The organism is Dinghuibacter sp. (assembly GCF_035492835.1).
In the GTDB taxonomy this organism is placed as follows: domain Bacteria; phylum Bacteroidota; class Bacteroidia; order Chitinophagales; family Chitinophagaceae; genus Dinghuibacter.
Genome location: NZ_DATJIY010000121.1, coordinates 1 through 21,653, shown reverse-complemented (window position 1 = coordinate 21,653; position 21,653 = coordinate 1). Strand labels below are relative to the sequence as shown.

Genomic DNA, 21,653 nt, shown 5'->3' with positions numbered 1-21,653 from the left:
CAGGTCGACGGAAAAGATCGCCGGCTGATGGTCATAGGCGTGGTAAAAGACTATCATTTTGCCTCCCTGAAACAAAAGATCAAGCCACAACTTTTTACAATCGATCCCTCCGTAAGCCTCGGCCAGTTCCTGATCCGGATACAGCCCAACAATACGGCAGCGACGGTTGCAGCCGTTGAAAAAATCTACAAAAATCTCGACCCTTGGCATCCCTTTGCATACCATTTCGTGGAAGAGGATAATGAGCGGAGCTATGAACCAGAAGATAAATGGCGGCAGATCATCGGCTATGCAGCTATTCTAACAATATTTATATCCGGCATCGGCCTTTTCGGGTTGACCCTGCTATCCATCGGCAGGCGCACCAAAGAAATAGGCGTACGAAAAGTGCTAGGCGCAAGCGTTTGGCAGATATCCGGATTGGTAGCCAAAAAATTTGTCGGGTTGGTCCTTATCTCCTTTCTACTGGCCATCCCCGCTGCCTGGTATGCCGCCAGCCGATGGCTCGACAATTTCCCCTATCGCATTCCCATGAGCGGATGGATCTTTGTTTTAGGTTCCCTGCTGACCTTGGTCATCGCCCTACTGACTATAAGCATCCAAGCCATCAAGGCCGCCCATATAAACCCGGCAAGAAGCCTGAGAGCGGAGTAAAAATCTCAACTCTATATGGTTAACTTTCGGATGGTATTTCAACAAAATTATGAACCCCGCTCTGGCAGTAGGCATCATTTTTAGAATCAAATCCCTATCCTTCTGATTCATTCATATACAAAGCCTCAAACACCTATATATGCCTGGCATTTCGTAGCCCCCCCCGGTCCTTTAAATCTTTCACTACATCAAAACCACCGCTCCAAATCAGGTGAAAAAAATCTTTTTTACCGCCTCAATACCCATTATTGTTCATCAAAACGACTGTTTCACCACTGACCCAACTATATACCTACAAACCCCGACTCCACTTCTAGACGACTGCCTTTCCTTCACTACATCCCTCAAATATTTTTCGTATCTGCCGGAAAGGCCTTCATTAAGCCGCTACCTCCCGATATATCCATCATCACCCAGATCGAACTGCTAGGTTGGTACGGTGCCGCACCGGAGAAACTCGCCCCGCTCGCCAACTTGGTCAACAAAGCGACGATTTAGCCCCTCACCGCAGCCATCGCTACCCAGGCCGCCACCGCCCTCGTCCATGATCTCACACTCATCACCCGAAACACCGCCGACTTCCAACAAATCCCCGGCCTTCAGCTTATCAACCCTTTCGCAATCTAGGCTCGCTAGCCAATTCTACCATCACTCTTTAAACGCAAGCAACCTACTAGTATATTCCCGCTTAACTTGAGTCTCAAAGCTATCCGAATAGTTCTCCATACTTTAAAGAACAATAATATGGGGTACATCAAAGAACCCAAGGGAATTGACTTCGTGGTAGAGCCCCATGTGGTCATTAAAGAGGACCATGAGATCATGGGCAAGATCATTGCCGACTATAAAGCCACTGGCCAGATCACCCGAGCACTAAGAGCGCGGAAGGCACGCACAGCTGCCAAGAAGGTAAAACGCTGATATAGCGTAGCCATCTAACTTATATTTCCAATCAGCCTAAAAATTACTCAAAAGGCTAATTACGACCCCAACATCACAAAAAAAGCCGGGGTAAAAACCCCGGCCGGATATACATGAGAAAACTAAACATCTTAACGGGCCGGGCCGGGCTGGTTGTTTACGGGCAGTAGTTCCACGCGGATATAATTGTTGCCACCTAGGTATCGACGGGCGGCGTCGCGGAGCCGGGGGACAGTTATTTTGTCGAGTTCGCTGGAGTAGTCTTCGACCTGGTGGGGGTCTTCATTATTCTGCAGCTGCCTGCTGAGGTAGCCGAGCCAGAATCCGTTCGTCTTTAATTGGGTCTCGTGGGCCATTTTCGCCTCGGCCCTCCATTTATCGATGTTTTCCTGCAAGGGGCCGTCCTTTCGAAGCTTGTCTACCTCATCGAGGGCTGAAGCGACCAGTTTGTTGACGTTTTGCGGAGCGCATCCGAAGGTAATGACCATCGAATAGCGCGCTTGCGGATATTTGGCGGAATTGACAACGACGCCCGGGCTATAAACGCCGCTTTCGTCTTCGCGCAGCCGTTGCAGCAGGCGTATCTCCAACGCCTCTTTTATCGCGTCCAGGCTGGTCAGGTTTGTCCTGGTGTAGTCAAAGGTCCCGGAATAGACCATGTATACGGTTGCCTTGGGTTCGATCCCTTTGTAGACGACCTTTTCCTGTACACCCTCGGGGATGTGGATACCCAGGTCCCTGGCCGGTGAGCCGGTGTGGGTCGAGGGAAGCGCCCCCAGGTATTTCCCGAGCAGGGGCTTGATAGTGGCCAGGTCGAAATTCCCCACGAACGTAAAGGTAAATGCGGAGGCGTCGGCGAAGCGTTCCTTATAGATCCGGTAGGCCTTGTCGAGATCGATCTGCGCGAGCTTTTCGAGAGAGGGGCCGGTGCGGCGGAAATTATAGTTCCCCAGGATGGCGCTGAGCGAATCGCTGAATACGGCGCCCGGATCGCTCGCACGGTTGGCCAATTGTTCCCGCGAACGCTCCATGATACTGTGGAAAACGGTCGTGTCTTTACGCGGCTCGGTCATATAAGCATAGACGAGCTGGAGGGCTGTCTCCAGGTCTCCCGGTGTCGACTGGCCGCTGATGCCCTGGCTACGTTCTTCGATAGCCGGCTGTACCCCCACTTGTTTACCGGAAAGGAATTTCCGCAGGTCGCCCTGGCTATAGTTGCCAGCGCCACCCGAGGCGACGACCGCCGCAGCCGCGGTGGCAGACTCGTAGTCCGCGTCGGAGTAGAGTGAGGTCCCACCCGGCGCGAACCCGCTGAAGAGGATCTGGTCGTTCTTGAAGTCCGTGGGCTTAAGCACCACGGTAAGACCGTTACTGAGGGTAAGCGTAGTGGTATTCAACCGTTGGTCGTACTTCTCGTCCGTCACCTTCCCCGCGGCGGGCTGGCCGACGAGCAGCGGCAGGGTATTGACCTGGTCCTTGTATGCCTGAAGGTTTTCGGATTCCACCGAATGTATCCAGCCTTCGACGATGGCGCTGTCGGGCAGGGAGGCGACATCCTTTTCGGGCGCCATAATGAGGATATCACGGTCGGTTGGTTTCAGGTTGCTCTCCAATAAGTTGTTCACCTCCGTTAGCGTGATGCCGGGGATGTCCTTCACCGCAAGCGCATATTCCGCGTCGATACCGGCCGCGGCTTCGCCATCCAGGAAAAAGGACTGGTAATCCTGGACATAGTTGATGGAAGGGGTTTTGTCCTTTTCCTTCAAGTCCCGTTCTTCGGAGCTGAGCAACCTGGCTTTCGCGCGTCCGAGCTCGGTGGCGGTAAACCCGAATCGCCGTGCTCGTATGATCTCGCGCCACATGGCCTTGAAGCCCTGCTCCAGCTGCCCTTGTTTGGCTGTTACGCTGGCGTCGACGACATCAAGGCCGCCCATAAAACCGCCGATACCGGCGCCGGCCTGAAGGAATGGCGGGCTGGCCTGGCGGATCAGCTCCGCGTACCTTTCCTGTAGCATCGCATTGAACAGATCCTGGACGAGGCTGCGGCGGAAATCCGCATCCGTCTTTACGATGAGCCCCGGATGCTTGATCAGTACTTCCGCCCGGGTCGCCGTCATTTCGCGATCGGTAGCGACGACGAAGTGATTCTGGCCGGTGAGCGGAACGGTGTATTTTGGCCGTTGCCGTTCCTGCATCGGGTTCCGGAGGTCCGAAAAGCGGGCCTTCACCTCCTGTTCCATTTTGTCCACGTCGATGTCTCCGACAATGATGACGGCCTGCAGGTCGGGGCGGTACCAGTCGTGGTAGAAGTCCCGGATCGTCTCCGGCTTGAAGTTATTCAGGACGGTGTCCAGGCCGATGGGCTGGCGGCTCGCATAACGCGATCCACCAAGGATGACCGGCCAGTACAGACGGCGCATGCGTTCGGCCGCGCCCTTGCCCAGGCGCTTTTCTTCCAATACCACCCCGCGCTCCTTATCGATCTCGACGGGGTCGAGCGTGGCGTTCTGGGCCCAGTCCCGGATGATTTGCAGTCCGTTCTCCAGGACATCCGGCTTGTCGGAAGGGATCGGCAGCTCATAGACGGTCTCGTCAAAACTGGTGTAGGCATTGATGTCCGCGCCGAACCGGACGCCGTTCTTTTGCAGGTAATCGATCAGGTCGTTTTTAGGGTAATGGGTCGTGCCGTTAAAGCTCATGTGTTCCATGAAGTGCGCGAGACCCTGCTGGTCGTCATTTTCCAGTACGGAGCCGACACGGTTGACCAGGTAAAAGAGCACCCGGTCCCTGGGTTCGGCATTGTGCCGGATGAAATAGGTCAGGCCGTTCGGCAGGCGGCCATAACGGACCGAGGTGTCGAGCGGCAAAGGCTGCTGCGCCCTGGCGGTAGAAGTCAGTGCCGCGAGCGCGATCAGGCAAATCTTTGTAATCGTTGACATTAATGTTGTTTTATGATATCAAGTATCTTTTCGTTCTCGATGATCGTCATCCCGACACGATCGGCCGCAATGCCCTCCTGCAGTATATAGGGATAGCGTGGGCGGCCATCCTCCAGGACTGTGGGCAGAAAGGAGAACCGCAGGTTATCACGCAGCGGTTTTAATGCTTCCCCGGCCTCGACGATATGGGTGGATATGATAAAGATGCAGCGATTGTACCCGGCAAAGGCATTCGTTATGGAGAGCGTCCCGTCATAGGCGTCCTTTACGTTCGTGCCTTTGAAGAGCTCGTCGAAGATGACGACGAGGCTATGCCCGGCGCTGACGGCTTCCGCTACTTTTTTTACGCGGAGCACTTCCGCATAGAAGTGGCTGTAGCCACGGCTGAGGTCGTCGGGTACGTTGATGGAGGAATACAGCCCTTCCCTGACTGAGAACTCCATGTCCTCCGCTGCCACCGGAAAACCCATGTGGGCGAGGTATACGGCTATGCCAAAGGATTTCATCAGGGTGGATTTGCCGGCCATGTTCGCGCCCGTCAGGAACAGGACGTTGCTGGCGGCGTCGAAGGTCATGCGGTTGCCCACGGCTTTGTTTACTGCGGGGTGGCGCAGGTTTTCGGCATGGAAGACGTTGTCTTCTGACTTTCGGGCGCGGGGCCAGGTGAAGTTCCGTTGCCGTGCGACGTCCCCCACCGCGATACCCAGATCGAGCTCATACAAAATCGCACATAGCTGCTGAAGGCGTTCGCGGAGTACCTGGCCAAAGAGATGGTGATTGTGAGCGAGCCCGGATGGAGTTGTAGGCACCTCGCTCAAAATTTCGCGGGCCGTTTGCACATCCACGAGGCCCGACGCGCCGAACTGCCCGAAGAATACCCTGCACTTCCGGATAAAATCCGATACCTCCCGCACGGCCTCCGTCACTGCCGCGTACCGCTCATCCTTCAGGACCAGCGCCAGCAGCCTTAACCGGAACAATTGGACCGTCGTGGCCAATCGCCCGCCCGCGCCCGCGTGCAGGTAATCTTCGATGCGGCGGAGTTGTTCGCGGGTAAAGGGGAAAGCCAGGCGACGTTCCTGGATGGCCTTTAGCCGGGCTATACGTTGGTTGATGGAGTCGGCGTCCATCAAAGGTTTATTAAAAAACTCCTCGAGCAGCCGTTCGGCTCCCGTCGTCTTTACCTGGTTGAATAGGCTAAAGATCGAGCCGGGGCGGTATTTGCCGGTGAGGTTCATGTCGGTGAGGGTCTGTTGGTCCACTTCAAAGGTGGGCGCCTTCGCGGGCTCCTGCGGTTCGCGTTGGAGCAAATCGGGGATACCTTCGTTGTTGATGATAACCATCCCATGCCGGTCGGCCGTAATGCCCTCTTCCAGCTGGTAGGTGTATACCGGCTGATTGCCCTTCATCCGCGTCGGCAGGAACAAGGGGCGGATGCCGGCGTCTTCCCTTGCAAGTACCTCCCCCGCCTCGATGATGTGCGTCGAGATCACGAAGAAAGAGTCACGCCGGCGTGCAAACGCAGATGTCAGCGCCACCGTGGCTTCGTAGGCGTCCTTGACATTCGTGCCGCGAAAAAGCTCGTCGAAAATCACGAATAGGCGGCCGCCCTGGCCCAGGGCGGCGGCGACCTTTTTTACGCGCAGGACTTCGGCGTAAAAGTGGCTCGCGCCCATCCCGAGGTTGTCGGGCAGGTTGATCGTCGTGTATATCCCATCGAACACCGAGAATTCCATCCGGCGGGCGGGCACCGGGAAACCGGCGTGGGCAAGGAATAAGGCGATGCCCAGGCTTTTCATGAAGGTGCTCTTGCCGGCCATGTTCGCGCCGGTGAGAAAAACGACGGGCTGATCCTCCGTGATGGCTACGGTGTTGGGTATGGCGTTTTTTACGTGGGGGTGATAAACGCCCTCCAGGAGGACCTGCTGGCGACCCGGTGGCAGCACGACGGGGAAGACGAAGCTCCGCTCGGTGGCGACCCGGCCAACGGTCCCGTATGCGTCCAACCGATATATGTGCTGCAGGAGCCGCCGCATGGTCTCGCGGCGCCGGAAGCGGACAGCCGTGTCATATGCCGCGACTTTGGCAAAGGGTAATTTGCCCTTCGACGTTTCCTGCAGCAACGGCTGCAGTTCAGGCTCCGCCAGCAGCGACACGATCGTCGTCTTTTCTTCGCGGTAGGCATCGGGCAAAGACCCGGTCACAAAGCGTTGCAGGTGCTGGAGTATCTCCACCACCGTGGTGACGCCCTTTTGGATATTCTTGAGCTCGTTGTCTTCGGCAATCAGGCCGACCACCCGGCTACCGATGGAATGGCCGTCTCCGGAAAGGCGCGTCCGCTCGTCGGTGACGGACAGATAGGATTCCGCGATGTCGAACCACTCAGGGTTGAACGGAAACGTCTTACCCAGTCCCTGCAAGGCTTGAAAGATGGCGCTGCGCTGTCTAATGGCCTTTCCGTCCGAGAGGGGATGGCGCAGCATGTCCTCCAGCACGGCCGATCCCTGGCGGGTCATTGCCCGGTTGAACAGCCCGTAGACCGATTCCGCACCCGGGCGCCCGGGAATCGTCAGGTCGTCAAGGGTTTGCTGGTCAGTTACAAACATTATTTCCGTTTACGTCTGATTAGGATAATGGTGCCGGCTACCAATAGCATTCCTGGCAGAATACCGAGGAGCAGCCACTTCAGAGCGACCATTCCACCGCTGGTCAGCGTGATGCTCTTGTCCTTGCTGAGCGGCCGCGAGGTATCGATCGGGAACTCGCCGTTGCTGAACCAGCTGAATAGCGCCGTGCTGAAGTCGAAATTGGAGGTCCGGGGCGTATAGCGTGCCAGCTCGGCATTGCTCAGGAAGTCTGCGTCGCCGGTGACGACGATCCGCTGTTGTTTGCCGTTGATCGTGCGCGTGAGTGCGATGGCCGTCGTCAACGGGCCGGACTGGTCGCCGTCGGCGGCGGAATAGGACAGCACCGGGAAGGCCGGCTTTTCATCGTGGTGCTTGCCGGACGCCATAGGCGGGGGGGCGGACATCGTCATGACCATCGTAGCGCCCGACTGGTTTACGTTATCGTCTTCACTGGACTCTATCTGGTCCTCGGTAGGCTTGACCTTTTTATTCCAGGTTTCACTACCGTCCGTCATCAGCAGAGGGGTGATCTTGAAGGGACCGTCGTTGGTGTAGGTAAGGGCAGCCGCCCCGAGCATGGTGACGGGAAGGCTGTCGTCTTCGTCCTGTGCCAGTTTTTTCGTCAAACTGTCGGCGAACGCGGTGGGATACAATTGGATCAGGGCCGGCGAGTAGTCCTTGCTCTTCTCGATCAGCATACCGTCCATGAATTGAACCCCCAGGGGTTGCAGCAGCGGATTGAGGAGCGACTGCTTGCCCGGTTCCCCGGCCAGCAGGAGGTTTCCGCCCGCCGCCATGTATTGCTGTAGTCGCCTGGCCACCGTCGTATCGAGGGCTACCTTCGGGTCGGCAATGACAAGCGCCGCGATGTCGCCCGGGACATCCTGGTCTTTCAGCGACACGGACTCGACGTCGAAACCCTGGTTGACCAGCGAATACCGGAAGGTGATCTGGTTGGCGGTCATCTTATACTGCCGGTCGCCCAGCTTGTCGATGCTGCGTTCGGCATCCCCCTGCAAAAAAGCGATCTTCGGCATATGCGTCTGCAGCAGGCGCTTCAGCGCGGCGTCCGTTTCGGTCTCCGTAGGAAAGGTAATCTGGTCGTCGAAGAGCCGCAGAAATGTGGACCGGCCCTTGTACTTCAGCTGCATGACATACCGGCCCTGCTCCGGGCGCAGGTCGATGATCTTGCGAATCTCCTGAGGCGTCTTGAAGTCTTTCAGGTCGAGCTTCATCGACGTGGCAAAATTTTCAGCCAGCCCCTTCATCGTTTTACCGGGATTGAATTTGAACAGATCGGCATTGGTGCTGTCGTAGTAGTAGACATACTTGAAATGAATATCCGGTTTGAACCGGACGTAGGGCTCCCAGCGCGCCACATCCTGGTTGCGGCGTTCGGGTACGCCGTAGAAGAACCGGCCATCCAACAGGTTGATATAGGAAGTCACTTCGAGTGGCTCGTCCCCCATGGCTTTGATGATCGACTGGGAGTTGGCGGTGAGGGTCATGGACTTGGTAGCAGTCAGGTCCACATAACCGATCAGACCAGGCCTGCTGCCGGTATAGCCTATAGCCAGCCCCGCCACGACGATGATCACATAACGGCTCGCCTTGATCCACGCGGGTTTCGATTCCCGGTCGCCCTGGAGCTTATAGATACTGAAACTGAGAAAGATGAAAATGATCACCGCGAAGTACAGCAGGTCTTTGGTGGTGATCATCCCCAGCAGCATGTTATCCGTGCGGCCCGAAATGGAAAGGAAATAGGTCAGGTCACGGACAAAGTCGATGCTTTGCCATACCGTCCCTATATAGCTGAGCGCGGCCAGCAGCACCAGGGTGCTCAGTGCGGCCACCACCTGGTAGGAGGTCAGACAGGACATGAATAGTCCGATGGCGGCATAGGCGCACAGCAGGATGTAGACGCCGACCAGGCCGCTGATCAGCATGCCCGGATCGGCATCGTGGATATTCACCAGCCCGCAAACGACGATGATCGCCAGGACGCCCACCAGGGTGATGTTGTAGATCATCATGGCGAAAAATTTGCCAAAGATGATCTCCCTTACTTTGATGGGTGATGAATACAGCAGCTTGATGGTGCCGCCGTTGATTTCGCGGCTCATCAGCCCCATGGTCAGGAGCGGCAGGTAGAGATATAAATTTCTGACCAGCTGCGGCCAGATACCATATTGCGGCGCGAAAATCTTCGAGGTCAGAAAGGTAAGGTATTGCAGTCTCCTGCCGCCCATTTCCTGGGTGATCAGGTAGTTCTCGATTTCACCGGTGTACGTGAGCCCGGCTTGAAAAAGGAAGGCGATCAGCAGGAACCAGGCTATGGGGGAATAAAACAACAGCGACAGTTCGGTCTTCGCGATCTTAAATATCGTTTTCATTAGTTCTGACGGTGATTTGATAGTTGAGCGAATATTTCGTCCAGCGAGCTTTTATCGAGGCTGATCTCCCTGAGGCGCCAGCCGCCTGCTACGCTGGCGGCGATGATCCGTTCGGTGATTTCCTGGTCGGCGTTGAAATAGAGCCTGACCTGCCGTTCCGTAAGGAAATCGGCTTTGGTCACGCCCGGTATTTGCAACAGTATTTCCGCGGCGGGCGGGTTCTCCATGTGCATGAGTACGCTGTGCGGCTCGACGTAGTTGTTGAAGGCGTCCATCGTATCCGAAAAAACGATCCTGCCGTTATCGATCATCTTGATCTCCTTGCAGAGCACCTGCACCTCCGAAAGGATATGCGAAGAGAAGATCACCGCCCGGTCGGCGGCGATCTCCTTTATCAAAGCCCTGACTTCTATGATCTGGTTGGGGTCGAGTCCGTTGGTCGGCTCGTCCAGCACCACCAGCTGCGGCCGGTGGATGATGGCCTGGGCGATGCCCACGCGCTGCCGGTAGCCGCCCGAAAGGTTGCGGATCAGCCGTTGGCTGTAGTGGCTGATCCCGCAGCGTTCCTTGGCGGCTTCCAGGGCCGGCCGGATATCCGGGGTCGCCATTTTCCGCAAATGGGCGCAATAGAGTAAATACTCGTCCACCGTAAGGTCCATGTAGAGGGGCGCCGTTTGGGGCAGAAAACCGATCAACCGTTTGGCGGCCTCGGGGTCTTTCCGCATGTCGATGCCGCCTACGTACACATTTCCTTCCGTTTGGTTGAGCGATCCACATAGGATATTCATGGTCGTGGACTTTCCCGCGCCGTTACTGCCCAGCAGGCCGACGATCCCGCTCTGGTTGATTTCGATGTTGACGTCTCTGATGGCCCAACTGGTGGCATAGCGGTGGGACAGGTGCTCGATTCTAACAATGGATTGCTGCATATTAATTATATCCCGGGTTTTGTGTCAACATAGTATTCACCTGTAGCTGCGCGTTGGGCACCGGATACAAGGTCATGTACGGCTGAAAACCGCTCTTTTCCGCATTGAGTATGGTGGCGGCCGTGCCCGTCCTGACCAGGTCGAACCAGCGGTTGCCCCATTCGCAGAAAAGCTCTACCTGGCGCTCGTGCATGATGGCCGTTAACAGCGCCGCTTGCGTGGACGCGGTAGTAGGCCCCAGCCCGGCTCTGGTGCGCACGGTATTCAGATCGGATATGGCGATACCCAGGTTGCCCAGCTCCGCGGCGGCTTCCGCGTGAATCAGGTATTGCTCGCCCAGGCGGAAGATCATGAAGTCCTCCGTCGTGGGGGCCGTGTTACTCACATTCTTATACTTGTAGGGGTAGTAAAAGGTTTGATTGCCGGATCCCGTGTTGACAATGGAGGTCCCGGCCCAGTCCTGCAGCCGCTGATCCCCGGCTTCGAAGGCATTGACCAGGAATGTGGTCAGGGGGTAGGCGGGGACGGTGCTGTTGGTGTATGGCACATAATTTTGCGCTTCCTTCGTGACGTTGTAGTCCCCATTGGCGGGTAGCTGCCAGATCGCCTCCTGGCTCCCGTCGAGGAAAACGTTGTTCAGGTTCGGCTCGAGGGCATAGATACCGGAATTAATGACCGTGTCGGCGGCGTCGTAAGCCGCCTGCCAGTTGCGCTGGTACAGATAGACCTTGGCCAGGAGGGCCTTGACGGTATAGAGGTTCGGCCGGATATGTCCCTGGGACGGGTAAGCCACGGGGAGTACCTGCTCCGCCTGGGTCAGGTCGGTTATGATCTGGCCATAGATCGAGTCCACTGAAGTTCGGCCGATCTGCGAATTGATGTTATAGTCGGTGGACGTAATCAGAGGAACCGCCCCGAACAAACTCACGAGGTCGAAATTATATAACGACCTGACCACCTTGAGCTCGCCGGTCAATTGTGTCTTAAAGGAAGCGGATAACCCGCTGCTGGAGGCTATTCCGCCCATCGCCGCATTCACCGGGTAGATTCCGTAATAGGGATCCTCCCATAGGTTCAGCACATACGAGGTGTACCGGGTGACGCCATACTGATAGAACTCGGGGAAATCGTTGCCTTGGGTGGTGGTGACGTTGATCTCGTCGGAAGAAAGCCCGGTGCATTGCGTGAGATAACCGTCATTGAAAGTAAAACCCCCGGTGCCGTTTGAAGGATAGCTATAGATGCCCGCGATGGCCGTCATCGCCGTGGCGCTATCGGCAAACTGCGCCGTCTGGGAGATGGCCGTCGGTGGCGCCGGCGGGATCTCGATCAATTTTTTACAGGCGGTGAGCATGACCAGTCCGATGATGAGAGTCTTATTTTTCATGCTGCAATGAATTAGAAATTAAAGTTTAGCCCGCATACGATGGTCCGCTGGATGGGCAGGGCGGTGTAATTGGAGAATGTCTCGGGGTCTCCCACCTTGTAATTCGTGATCGTCAGCAGGTTCTGCGCGTTGACGAATATCTTGGCGTTCTGGATACGCGCCTTTTTGAGAAACCCATCGGGGAACGACCAGGACAGCGCCAGGGTTTTCAGCCGCGCATAGACATCACTGCTGTACGCACCGGAAGACTGGCCGAAGTTCGATGCCGCCTGGAACGCCGGGGTACTGTAGGTGGTGGTGAGTTTCTGGAATTCCGCATGGTCCCCCGGATTCTTCCAATAGTTCAGCACCTGTACGGGCTCGTTCATGGATTGTGTGGCGGGTAGATTGACGCTGTAGACCTCGCTCATGAAATTCGGGGCTTCCTGGCTGGAGAACTGGAAGAACACGTACATACTAAGACGTTTGTAGGTAAGGGTATTCCCAAACCCGCCCATATATTTTACCTCGCGGTCGGCGATCGGTACGAGGTCTCCCCCCTGCGACGCCAGGCTGCCATTGGGGGTATTGGTGGTTTGGCCCTTGCTGGTATAGTATTCGAAAAGCCCGGTTTGGGGGTTCAGGCCCTTGTACTGGAAACCCAGGACCTCCGACGTAGGTTTGCCCAGCACATAGGAATAGTCGTAAGAAGAACCGGCCAGGTTGGGGAAGGAAAGCAGCTTGTTCCGGTTAAAGGTGATATTGAAGGTCGTCGACCAGCTGAAATTCTTTCGCTTGATCTGGTTGGATGTGACGCTGAATTCCCAGCCGGCGTTCTGGACGTTGGCCGGCAGGTTTTCCAGGACTTGTGTAAAGCCGGTCTGGGCGGGCAACGGGTAGCCGCCCAGCTGGTTGCCTTCGCGGTCCCGGTACCAGGTGACATTCAACAGCAGCCGGTCATGGAACATGCCCATATCCGCGGCAAGGTTCAGGGACTTCTTCAGCGCCCAGCTGTAATTGGGGTTGTACAGGTTTTGCGGGGCATTGGGGTGAAATCCCTGGAAGGCGGGTACATACGTCAAGGGCTGCCAGAATGGCTGGTACATATAGGCCGCAATACCGTCACTGCCACTGGTGCCATAGCTGCCGGACAGCTTCGCGTAATCCATGAAGGGCATTGCCCTTTTGAACGCCTTCTCTTCTGAAACGATCCAGCCGGCGCCCACCGAGCCGAAATTACCGAATTGATTTCCGGGGCCGAAGTTGCTGGAGCCGTCCCTGCGGCCTGTCAGGGAAAGGATATATTCCTGGTCGTACACGTATTTCAACCGGGCGAAAACGGCGTCATACTTATAGATGGTGCTGTTGTCGTTGGCGTATACGTTGGCTGCGCCGTTGAGCGATCCCAGGAAATTATCGTTGGCGTAGCCGTAGCCTTCCACCGTGTTGCTGTAGCCGGTATTCTTTTTGTAGGTGGCGCCTACCAGCGAGGTCAGCATCCCTTTCCCGATGGCGGTGGTATAGTCGAGCTGGGGTTCGATGTTGATCGTTTCAAAATTATTGGTGGCCCAGGTCGATGTCACATACGCATAGAGGGGATCCTGAGCGGCAGCCGGATCGATGGCGTGTTCGGACGTGGTGTTGCGGTTATAACCCATGTTGGCGCTGAGGGTCAAACCCGTCATCAGCTTATAGGCGATCCGCATCGTGGTATTGAGGTTGTAGTTATGCGTCAGGTCCGGTTTCTTCGAGTACTGGTAGAACTGGTACTGACTGAGGTCCACACCCTGGTAGCTCCACAGCAGGTTACCTTGCGCATCCTTCAGGTCGGGGGTGTTGGGCGGCAAAAGTATACTCGATCCGGCACCGCTCCCAGGCGAGTTATTCTGATCATAACCGAAGTCCGACCCGAAGTCGAGGGTCAGCCGGTTGTCATTGGACACGTGGTGAAAATTGCTATGCAAGGTCAGCCGCTGGTCGGCAAAATCGCCGGGGATATTGTAGGTGGAACGGGTGTACCCGGCGGAGACCATAAAGGTGTTGTTATACGCTCCGCCCGAAAGGCTCGCGTGGAGGTCCGTATTGTTGGTCGTCTTGCCAAAGATGACTTTCTCCCAATCGGTATATCTATTTTGATCGAAGATCGTCAGGTCGGGCGCGAAGGAACCGTAGTTATAAGGATTATTGCTAGGGGTAATACCGTCGGCCGCAAAGGCATCCTTGCGGTATTGCAAGTATTGCTGGGTGTTCATAAGCTTGATCGACCGGGCGGCGATGTTGTCCCCCGTTTCCGCCACGAGATTGAACACGGTCTTGCCGGGCTTACCTTTCTTCGTCGTGATCAGGATGACGCCGTTCGAGCCCTGGGTACCATAGATGGAGGTGGCATCCGCATCCTTTAAAATGGTGACGCTCTCGATGTCGTTGGGGTTGATGTTGTCGAAAGGACTGATACCCCCCTCGGCGTTGATACCGCCGCTATAGCTTTGGGCGTTGGACAGGTTGTTGAGTTGGGAGATGTTGTTGTTTTGCGGGGCGAAAGGCACGCCATCGATGATGAACAGGGGCTGGTCATAGGGCCTGAAGGTGTAGGGATTGCTGTTTACGGTATTCTGTCCCCGGACCTGTATGAGTACCTGCGAGCCGGGCACACCGGTGGTGGCGTTGACGGCAAGACCCGGCACCTGGCCTGCGAGCGCCAGCAGGACGTTGGTGACCGGTTGCTTCTCGATGGTGCTCGCATCCACGGTGGCGATGGAGCCGACGTTGAAGCGCCGGCTGGTGGTGCCGTAGGCCTGGATCACCATCGCGTCCAACTCGTCCTGGCTGCGCTGCAGCACTACATAGATGAACATTCGATTCTTTGCGGAGACGGTATCTTCTTTGGTGACGTATCCGGTGTAGGAAACGATCAATACCATTCCATCGGTAAGGTTTTTGAGCTCAAAGTCCCCCCGGACATCGGACTGAGCCCCGCTTGTAGTTCCCTTGACACGGATCGACGCGCCAGCCAGCGGTGCGCCGTTGTTGTCTACCACGCGGCCGTGGATGGCGGATCCGTCCGGTTGCCGGTCGATCAGCACGGCCGGCGCGGGCTTTTCCTTTAGCACGACCATCTTGTCGATGATCGTGTAGGTAAAAGGCTGGTTGTTGAAACAGATGTCCAACACGTCTTTCAGGCTCGCGTTGTGCACGGAGATGGTCACATCCCGCGTCTGTTTGAGCCATTCGTCCCGGTACACGAACAGGTACCCGGTCTGATCGGAGATCTTTTTGAAGACCTTGTCGAGGGAAGCATGCTGCTCCGTCAAGTTGATCTGCTGTGCACCGGTCCTCGCGCTGAGGTGCAACGAGGTAGCCAGCAATAAGATGGTCGTTAGTCTCATGGCCAGGAGAGTTTTGGTGATACGCGTCCGCCGCCGGGGCAGGAATTCGCGTTCCAATGCCTGTAAAAGCATACATTTGCAGTGTTTGGGTTTAACAATAAAGCAGTTCCAACAATTGTTTGGGTTAGCCTGAACTTTCGCCGGGAGTGGTACGAACACTTCCGGTTTTTTTCTGCCGCGCGTGAGGCTGGCCTTTGGGCTGCCTTGGGCAACAGACATCCGCTAACCTTTATCTAAAGAGGATAAGGCTTCAATTTCCTGGCTACAAAAGAGAGGGTTCTTAATTCTTAAGGCATCACACGTATAGTTTTCCCTTCTGTTGTAAAATGGACACCACTGGTCCTCAATACCTGTAAAACCGTTGACAGCATGGTGTTGCGGGGGACCTCACCCGTGATGTGCCCCGCAGGCATGCCATTTTCGAATTGAACGTCGACATCGTACCAGCGGCTCACCTGTCGCATGACGGTGCCGATGTCGGCGCTGGTCAGGTAGAATAGGCCGTTCTTCCAGGCGAGCACCGCATTCAGGTCAGCGTCATGCAGTTGTTGTTCGCCGCCTTTGTATTCGACCTGCCGACCAGGCTTGTTCAGTTCTGTTTTCCCGTCCACGGCTATTGCACCGCTCGCCAGCGTAATCTTCAGCGTCGGCTCGTCCGTATAGGCGTCGATGTTGAATGCCGTTCCGATGTCTTTCACGATTTTTTCCCCCACTTTTACCTCGAACGGCATGTTCGCATTGTGTACGACCTCGAAATAGGCCTGCCCTGTAATGCTCACCTGGCGAGTCTTTCCGGCAAAGGCCGTGGGGTAGGTAATGGAGGACTCTGCATCCAGCCAGACCTTTGTGCCGTCCGCCAGGACGAGCTTGTATTGACCTCCCCTGGGTGTCGCCAGGTTGTTGAACAGTTCGGGGCCGTCCGCCTTGGAGGCGCCCTGGTAGTCCAGTTGTCCGCCCTGCTTTACGATACGGTCCTTACCCTGTATTGCCAGCGTGCCGTTCGCGGCGCTATCCAGCACGACTGATTTACCGTTAGCGAGTGTAAGTATGGCGTGGTCGCCGCCGGGGGGAGCCTCGATGGCGATTGGCGTATCAGGTGTCGGTTGAACGGGGGTTCGTGATAACCAGAACCAGCTTCCGGCGGCGATGAGCACTACCGCAGCGGCTGCGGCGTACCATATGCGCGGCCTTATCACTTTCGGTTCCTCCAACTCCGCCCTTATCCTGGAAAGCATCCGGTCATGAACTTCGCTCTCCTCCCCTGCCGGGACTTCCCACTTGAACTCCGCCTGCAGCTCGTCCCACCACCCTTCCAGCAAAACCTTCTCCTCCGGGGTACATTCCCCGGCCAGATACCGCTGCAATAATCGTTGTGCGTCTTTTGTCGTCATAGTCGGGAAGATAGGTGCCTCCTTAGATTAGTGACCCACCGGGAACGGAAGTGGTACGCTATATTAAGTTTTTTTTAAAAAAAATGGACGGCGGCGAAAATGAGGATACCGTGGGGCAAGGGGCCGAGCCGGGTGCGGAGGATCTGGAGCGACCTGTACACCTGTTTCCTGACCGTTTCTTCGGATATGGATAACCGTTCGGCAATCTCTTTGTAGCTGAGGTGCTGCCGCCGGCTGAGGACGAACACTTCCCGCATTTTCTCCGGGAGCTCCTGGATCAGCTGATCGATTTGGCGCTGAAGCTCGCGGCCACGGAGGTCGGCTTCGACATCGGGCGCGCCCACGCCGGCGATCCAGAAGCCGAGCCGTTGCAGGTAATCGGAGTAAGTGCTGCTCTTTTCGATATGCCGGATCGCCAGGTACCGGATGCTATTATATAAATAAGTAGACAGGGCCCGTTCGACGTGCAGCTCCCGGCGCCGCCGCCAGATCGACACGAAAAGCTCCTGGACGATATCCTCAGCGTCCGATTGTTGGCGGATGACGCCCATGGCGTAGGCCAGCAGCCGGGACCAGTACCGTTCGTATATCTCCGTAAAGGCTGCCGCATCGCCGTTTGCAAGCGATGCCACCAACTGTTCATCGGTATAAGAGCCGTGTGGTGTCATGCAGATCGATAAAAGTAGGGAAAAAATGGCTTTATCGAACAACACGCCCCGATTACCACTGAGTGGGATTGCCCACACCACCGGAGGCGGCGCAGGTCCGTGGTATGTGCTTGGGTACACGGGCGCCTGTTCAGACCACGCTGCGTTTTGAGCGCTGATTATTTCTTTAACAGCAAATTTCCCAAATTAATACTTCCACAATTAATTTCCTTCTCGTCAATTAATAATGAGTGGGCTGGCGTGCTGGCGTATCGTGAAACTCTATAAAAAAGATTTTTCCCCTTTATACTTAGTCCTGTTCGAAATGGACCCCCTACTCCGTTATCAAAGAGTATTACCACATAAAAACCACTCGATTCCTTTGGATTAATAGTTCTCTTTAAAGATGACTGCTTATGAATACTATCATCTAAAAAAGATTTTAAACCTATCAGACCATAGTTATATAATGGCCCTTTACCAATTGTGATTGTGTCGGAAGGAAGCAATATTTTAAAGTATTTACCAGGTGAAGACGGAAGTTCATATGAATCCACAGGAAAGCCAATCTTCAAGTCAAGAGGACTATCTGTTTCATTGATTATTCGAGTCCAAAATATAACTTTAAAATACTCCTTCCCATTAGGGTCAGTGTAGGTTTCACCTTTGGGGAAGCTGTTTTGTATGATCAGGCTCTTACTGATAGAATCGGTATATTCATACTTTGTGTAAATATTAGGATCATTATATCCGGAGGAAGTGACTGTGTCTTTAATTTCGGCCTCGATATTTTCTTTAGGTGAGCCTGTTTGGTTCTGTCCCACACAGGAAGAGAGAAAGACAGACATCGAGAACAGCACGAATAGTTTTGCGATTTTTTTCATTCGGTTTGGTTACTCTATTTTTACAGCCCGCATTTTATAACCGTTATCATTAATGTCAAAGCCAACGATTTTATTGCTATTATCTTTTGTAAATTTTTGTTCTGATCCAGCCATTTCCAACATAAAAAAATCAGTATCAGAAGTAAAATAAATTTTGTATTGCGTTTTACCGCCCAATCTTATCATCAAACCCTCTTTTTCAAGAGTAACATTAAGTGTATCCCTATGTAGCTTGTAGTTTCCTACGTATGATTTCAATATTTCGTTACTTACCGTAACAATGTTCTTAATTTTCGGGGTATAAAAATCTTTCCAGCTATAAACAGAAGCCAGGGAATTGACTATTTCGCTTAACAGGGCTCCGTTATCGGTATTTGCCATTACTACTACTCCATTCCCATTTTCCATGCTGCCGTAATACTCGGCAACAAAGCCTTCATCAGAACCACTATGGTTAAAATATTTTTCATTTCCTTTTTTAATAATAAACACGCCTAACGCTGCAGAGCTGTCAATATAAGGGGTCAATCTGAGCCTGGTTGTTTCCCGGGAAAGTACTTTATTGCTTTTTCCCTTTAATGATAGTTGTGTTTCTATAATATATTTAGCCAAATCCGTAGGGTTTGTCCATAGGCCCGCAGCAGCTTGCTCCGGATAAATATGATACTTCCCTTTCACTGCCGCCCCATCATTATAATAGCCTGTTGCCAATAAATTCTCTTTATCCGCAGGCGGCGGTTGAGTATAAAAACTATTGCTCATTCCCATTGGCCTCAGTACATTGCTCCACATGTATGTATCGTAAGGTAGCCCTGTTACATCCTGCAATATTAGTTGTGATATGGTTATTCCTCCACCTGAATATTCCGACTTAAGAGATGGCTCATACATTGAGCGAATCGCTTTATTGTTAGCCGGCTTTTCGCCATTTAAAATCTGTATCAGCGTAGGCACGGCATATCCGTTTTCATAACCGTCAAATCCATGTACTGTTAATCCTGCTGTATGGCTTAACAAATTTGCTATCGTTATCTTTTTCCCTTTGGACAGAGAGTCATAAGGGAATTTCCATGATTTCAAATAAATATTAATATCTGAATCAAGGTTCAATTTGCCTTCCTGTACTAATTTTAAAACACCAACCCCATTTAATGATTTACTGATTGAACCCGCTTGAAATAATGTATTAATTGTTACCGCCCGTTGCTCCGCACTGTCTGCCCAGCCATATCCTTTTGCCCACTCGATCTTATAATCTTTTATCAATGCAATACTTACTCCGTTTACATGATTGCTCCTCATTCTGTCGGCAAGTGTAAATCGTTGACCCCCTATTTGCACCCATAAACCTAAATTGTTTTCAAACTTTTTGATTTTCTCTTGCACCTCTTTTGAATATGTTGTATTATTTTGTCCAAGTACAAAACTTGCCTGGATACAAAAGAATAGAAATAAAAAAAATGGCGTAAAAGCTTTTGTGTGTTTAGTCATAATGATAAATTAAAAAATAGTGATTATTTTTTACCGGCTGGACTTTTAAAATCCGTGATGGTTTTTCCATCATAACGATACACTCCATCAAATGCGCCAAACCAAATGCTTCCGTCATTGGCTTCTAAAATGTCAAAAAGGTTTAGTGATTGTGCTATTTCAGTTACAGTTGGCTTTTTATCAGACAATGACTTTTCGTCATAACGGGAAAACGCAAACTTTCCGTTGTCATTAAAAGCATTCGTCCAAATGTTTCCTTTTTTATCTTCGTAGATACAGCGCACATGATTCTTTGTGAAATTGGCAAAGGTGCTGCCGTCATAGCGCCACAGACCGTCACCTCCTCCAAGCCATATATTGCCTTTTTTATCTTCGATTATTGACAAAACATCTTCAAAAGCCTTGTCTTCATTATTTCTGAAAATGGCAAATGTTCTTCCATCATAAATACAGGGCTCCCCTGCCCCAATCCATAATCTCCCGGTTTTGTCTTCCATTATAGTGGTAATATCATTTTGAGGCAGTCCATCTTTCGTTGTAAAATTTCGAAAAGATTTCCCATCGTAGCGGCTTAGTCCGCCACCGGTGCCGAACCAAATAATACCGGCTTTGTCTTCACATATAGTCATAACCAAATTACTGGCAAGCCCCTCCGAAGTAGTGAAATGCTGAGAGGATTTCCCATCGTAATAATAAACACCGGAGCCATATGTACCGAACCAAAAATTCCCATTTCTATCTTCTAACAGAGAAAAAAAGCGATCCGGAAACAGGTTACCTGTGATATTGGTAAAAGATTTTCCATCGTACCGAATAATTCCTTCGTTTGAAGCAAGCCAAATGTTGCCCTTTCTATCTTGCCTGATGGTACGAACCGAGGAATTAGGTCCGTAGGGAATGATTACGCCTTTGGTTCCGGTCTTGATATTATCTTTAGGTATGTTTTTTTGGCTTTGTCCATAGGAGGTGTGAAAAAATGACATTAAGGAAAAAGCATATGTACACACATATTTCATAATCTATTTATTTAATATTGGCAAGCTGCACGAGTCCAATACCGGTCGTAGCAGCTGCATTCTTGACCCTACGAAATTACTTTGATACCCTTCAGCGCAGGGATTTGGATTGTAAATAAGAATGTAAACTTTGTAAATAAAAGCTTGACATTATGCATCTTAGCCGAAATCTCCTCGACGGAAAACGTAAATACGTGTTCGGATCGGTATTACTCATGATTATCTCCATAATCTGTGGGGCTCTCAGTATGGAGGACAATGACAATTTTGATATCTCCAGAAGGGATGTTTTACTCCGCCAGATCGGACATGAGCTACTTTTACAATCGGGCGACAGTACGTCAAGGGTGCTCCCGATAGCAAAGATTGCAGAAAATGAATACAGGATCAGGTTTGAGAATAATCTGACTTTTCAACCGGATTCCCTGGTAAATACTACCCGGCGTATATTGGCCAGAGACCCGCTCGCAGGGGATTATGTTGTCACCGTTCTTAACCGCGGCAACGCCAGCGTTGTCTATGGATACGCTATATCAAAAAACCGAAAAGATGATATTATACCTTGTATGGGAAGAAAGCAGCCTACAGCTGGTTACATGATTAACGTAAAATTTAAGATACCGAGCGTAAATCCAGCAAAAAGGGGGATTCTTCTGGGCAGCCTGCCATTTTTAGCATTTGTTGGCTTCCTTTTTTTTAGATCTGGTAAGCCGGAAACAGCTTTACCTGCGGCGGGCCAGGATACGGGTATGATTACTTTGGGCGCTGTTGCGTTTGATGCGAAGAATCGTAAGCTCACAATGAATGGAAAGACGATTGACTTGACCGGAACTGAAACCCGAGTGCTCCAAATTCTCGCGTTGTCTCCTAACGAGACCATAGAGAGAAGCCGGCTTCAAAAAGAGATATGGGAGGATGAGGGTGTTATTGTGGGGCGCAGCCTGGATATGTTCATATCAAAACTTAGAAAAAAATTGGAACTTGATCCAAACATCAAAATTGTTGT

14 protein-coding genes are annotated in these 21,653 nt (G+C 52.8%); 3 read left to right on the top strand and 11 right to left on the bottom strand.

What is annotated here, in order from left to right:
• Both VL547_RS11185 and VL547_RS11180 read left to right on the top strand, forming a co-directional pair.
• The coding region (locus tag VL547_RS11185; RefSeq protein ID WP_325577755.1) for an ABC transporter permease at positions 1-654 on the top strand (654 nt) is incomplete at its 5' end.
• Between the two features lie 744 nt (positions 655-1,398).
• The gene (locus VL547_RS11180; RefSeq protein WP_325577754.1) at positions 1,399-1,575 is read left to right on the top strand and encodes a hypothetical protein; all 177 of its coding nucleotides are present in this window, start codon (positions 1,399-1,401) and stop codon (positions 1,573-1,575) included.
• Between the two features lie 131 nt (positions 1,576-1,706).
• Here the strand turns inward: VL547_RS11180 and VL547_RS11175 are convergent, their stop codons facing one another.
• From VL547_RS11175 to VL547_RS11125, 11 genes are all read right to left on the bottom strand, one after another.
• Positions 1,707-4,514: a M16 family metallopeptidase gene (locus tag VL547_RS11175; RefSeq protein ID WP_325577753.1), complete on the bottom strand. Its 2,808-nt coding sequence runs from the start codon at positions 4,512-4,514 to the stop codon at positions 1,707-1,709.
• A complete protein-coding gene (locus tag VL547_RS11170) occupies positions 4,514-7,120 on the bottom strand; it encodes a MutS-related protein (protein WP_325577752.1) in 2,607 nt (868 codons plus the stop codon). Before VL547_RS11170 ends, VL547_RS11175 begins: the two co-directional genes overlap by 1 nt.
• Complete coding sequence (locus VL547_RS11165) at positions 7,120-9,537, bottom strand: Gldg family protein (RefSeq protein ID WP_325577751.1); 2,418 nt, start codon at positions 9,535-9,537, stop codon at positions 7,120-7,122. Before VL547_RS11165 ends, VL547_RS11170 begins: the two co-directional genes overlap by 1 nt.
• On the bottom strand, positions 9,537-10,466 hold the full coding sequence (locus tag VL547_RS11160; protein WP_325577750.1) for an ABC transporter ATP-binding protein: 930 nt from the start codon (positions 10,464-10,466) through the stop codon (positions 9,537-9,539). The genes VL547_RS11165 and VL547_RS11160 overlap by 1 nt, the downstream gene beginning before the upstream one ends.
• 1 nt (position 10,467) lies before the next feature.
• Positions 10,468-11,853, bottom strand: a complete 1,386-nt coding sequence (locus VL547_RS11155; protein ID WP_325577749.1) for a RagB/SusD family nutrient uptake outer membrane protein — start codon at positions 11,851-11,853, stop codon at positions 10,468-10,470.
• 11 nt (positions 11,854-11,864) lie between these two features.
• Positions 11,865-15,290 carry a SusC/RagA family TonB-linked outer membrane protein gene (locus VL547_RS11150; protein ID WP_325577748.1) on the bottom strand — a complete coding sequence of 1,142 codons (3,426 nt, stop codon included), beginning with the start codon at positions 15,288-15,290 and terminating at the stop codon, positions 11,865-11,867.
• A gap of 215 nt (positions 15,291-15,505) precedes the next feature.
• Positions 15,506-16,582, bottom strand: a complete 1,077-nt coding sequence (locus VL547_RS11145) for a FecR family protein (RefSeq protein WP_325577747.1) — start codon at positions 16,580-16,582, stop codon at positions 15,506-15,508.
• Between the two features lie 101 nt (positions 16,583-16,683).
• Positions 16,684-17,277, bottom strand: coding sequence for an RNA polymerase sigma-70 factor (locus VL547_RS11140; RefSeq protein WP_325577746.1), 594 nt, complete (start codon positions 17,275-17,277; stop codon positions 16,684-16,686).
• Positions 17,278-17,435: 158 nt separating this feature from the next.
• Positions 17,436-18,140: a hypothetical protein gene (locus VL547_RS11135; RefSeq protein WP_325577745.1), complete on the bottom strand. Its 705-nt coding sequence runs from the start codon at positions 18,138-18,140 to the stop codon at positions 17,436-17,438.
• A gap of 9 nt (positions 18,141-18,149) precedes the next feature.
• Entirely contained in the window at positions 18,150-19,631 is a 1,482-nt protein-coding gene (locus tag VL547_RS11130; protein ID WP_325577744.1) for a serine hydrolase domain-containing protein, read from the bottom strand.
• A 23-nt stretch (positions 19,632-19,654) separates the two neighbouring features.
• Positions 19,655-20,647, bottom strand: a complete 993-nt coding sequence (locus VL547_RS11125) for a ligand-binding sensor domain-containing protein (protein ID WP_325577743.1) — start codon at positions 20,645-20,647, stop codon at positions 19,655-19,657.
• A 248-nt stretch (positions 20,648-20,895) separates the two neighbouring features.
• Between VL547_RS11125 and VL547_RS11120 the strand changes: the two genes are divergently transcribed.
• Positions 20,896-21,653 (top strand): winged helix-turn-helix domain-containing protein (locus VL547_RS11120; RefSeq protein WP_325577742.1); only part of this gene is annotated, 758 nt, incomplete at its 3' end.

Excerpts from the sequence above, each read along its gene's own strand:
- VL547_RS11125 (WP_325577743.1), bottom strand. The coding sequence starts at position 20,647 with ATGAAATATGTGTGTACATATGCTTTTTCCTTAATGTCATTTTTTCAC.
- VL547_RS11165 (WP_325577751.1), bottom strand. The coding sequence starts at position 9,537 with ATGAAAACGATATTTAAGATCGCGAAGACCGAACTGTCGCTGTTGTTT.
- VL547_RS11155 (WP_325577749.1), bottom strand. The coding sequence starts at position 11,853 with ATGAAAAATAAGACTCTCATCATCGGACTGGTCATGCTCACCGCCTGT.
- VL547_RS11160 (WP_325577750.1), bottom strand. The coding sequence starts at position 10,466 with ATGCAGCAATCCATTGTTAGAATCGAGCACCTGTCCCACCGCTATGCC.
- VL547_RS11180 (WP_325577754.1), top strand. The coding sequence starts at position 1,399 with ATGGGGTACATCAAAGAACCCAAGGGAATTGACTTCGTGGTAGAGCCC.
- VL547_RS11130 (WP_325577744.1), bottom strand. The coding sequence starts at position 19,631 with ATGACTAAACACACAAAAGCTTTTACGCCATTTTTTTTATTTCTATTC.
- VL547_RS11140 (WP_325577746.1), bottom strand. The coding sequence starts at position 17,277 with ATGACACCACACGGCTCTTATACCGATGAACAGTTGGTGGCATCGCTT.
- VL547_RS11170 (WP_325577752.1), bottom strand. The coding sequence starts at position 7,120 with ATGTTTGTAACTGACCAGCAAACCCTTGACGACCTGACGATTCCCGGG.
- VL547_RS11135 (WP_325577745.1), bottom strand. The coding sequence starts at position 18,140 with ATGAAAAAAATCGCAAAACTATTCGTGCTGTTCTCGATGTCTGTCTTT.
- VL547_RS11175 (WP_325577753.1), bottom strand. The coding sequence starts at position 4,514 with ATGTCAACGATTACAAAGATTTGCCTGATCGCGCTCGCGGCACTGACT.
- VL547_RS11150 (WP_325577748.1), bottom strand. The coding sequence starts at position 15,290 with ATGCTTTTACAGGCATTGGAACGCGAATTCCTGCCCCGGCGGCGGACG.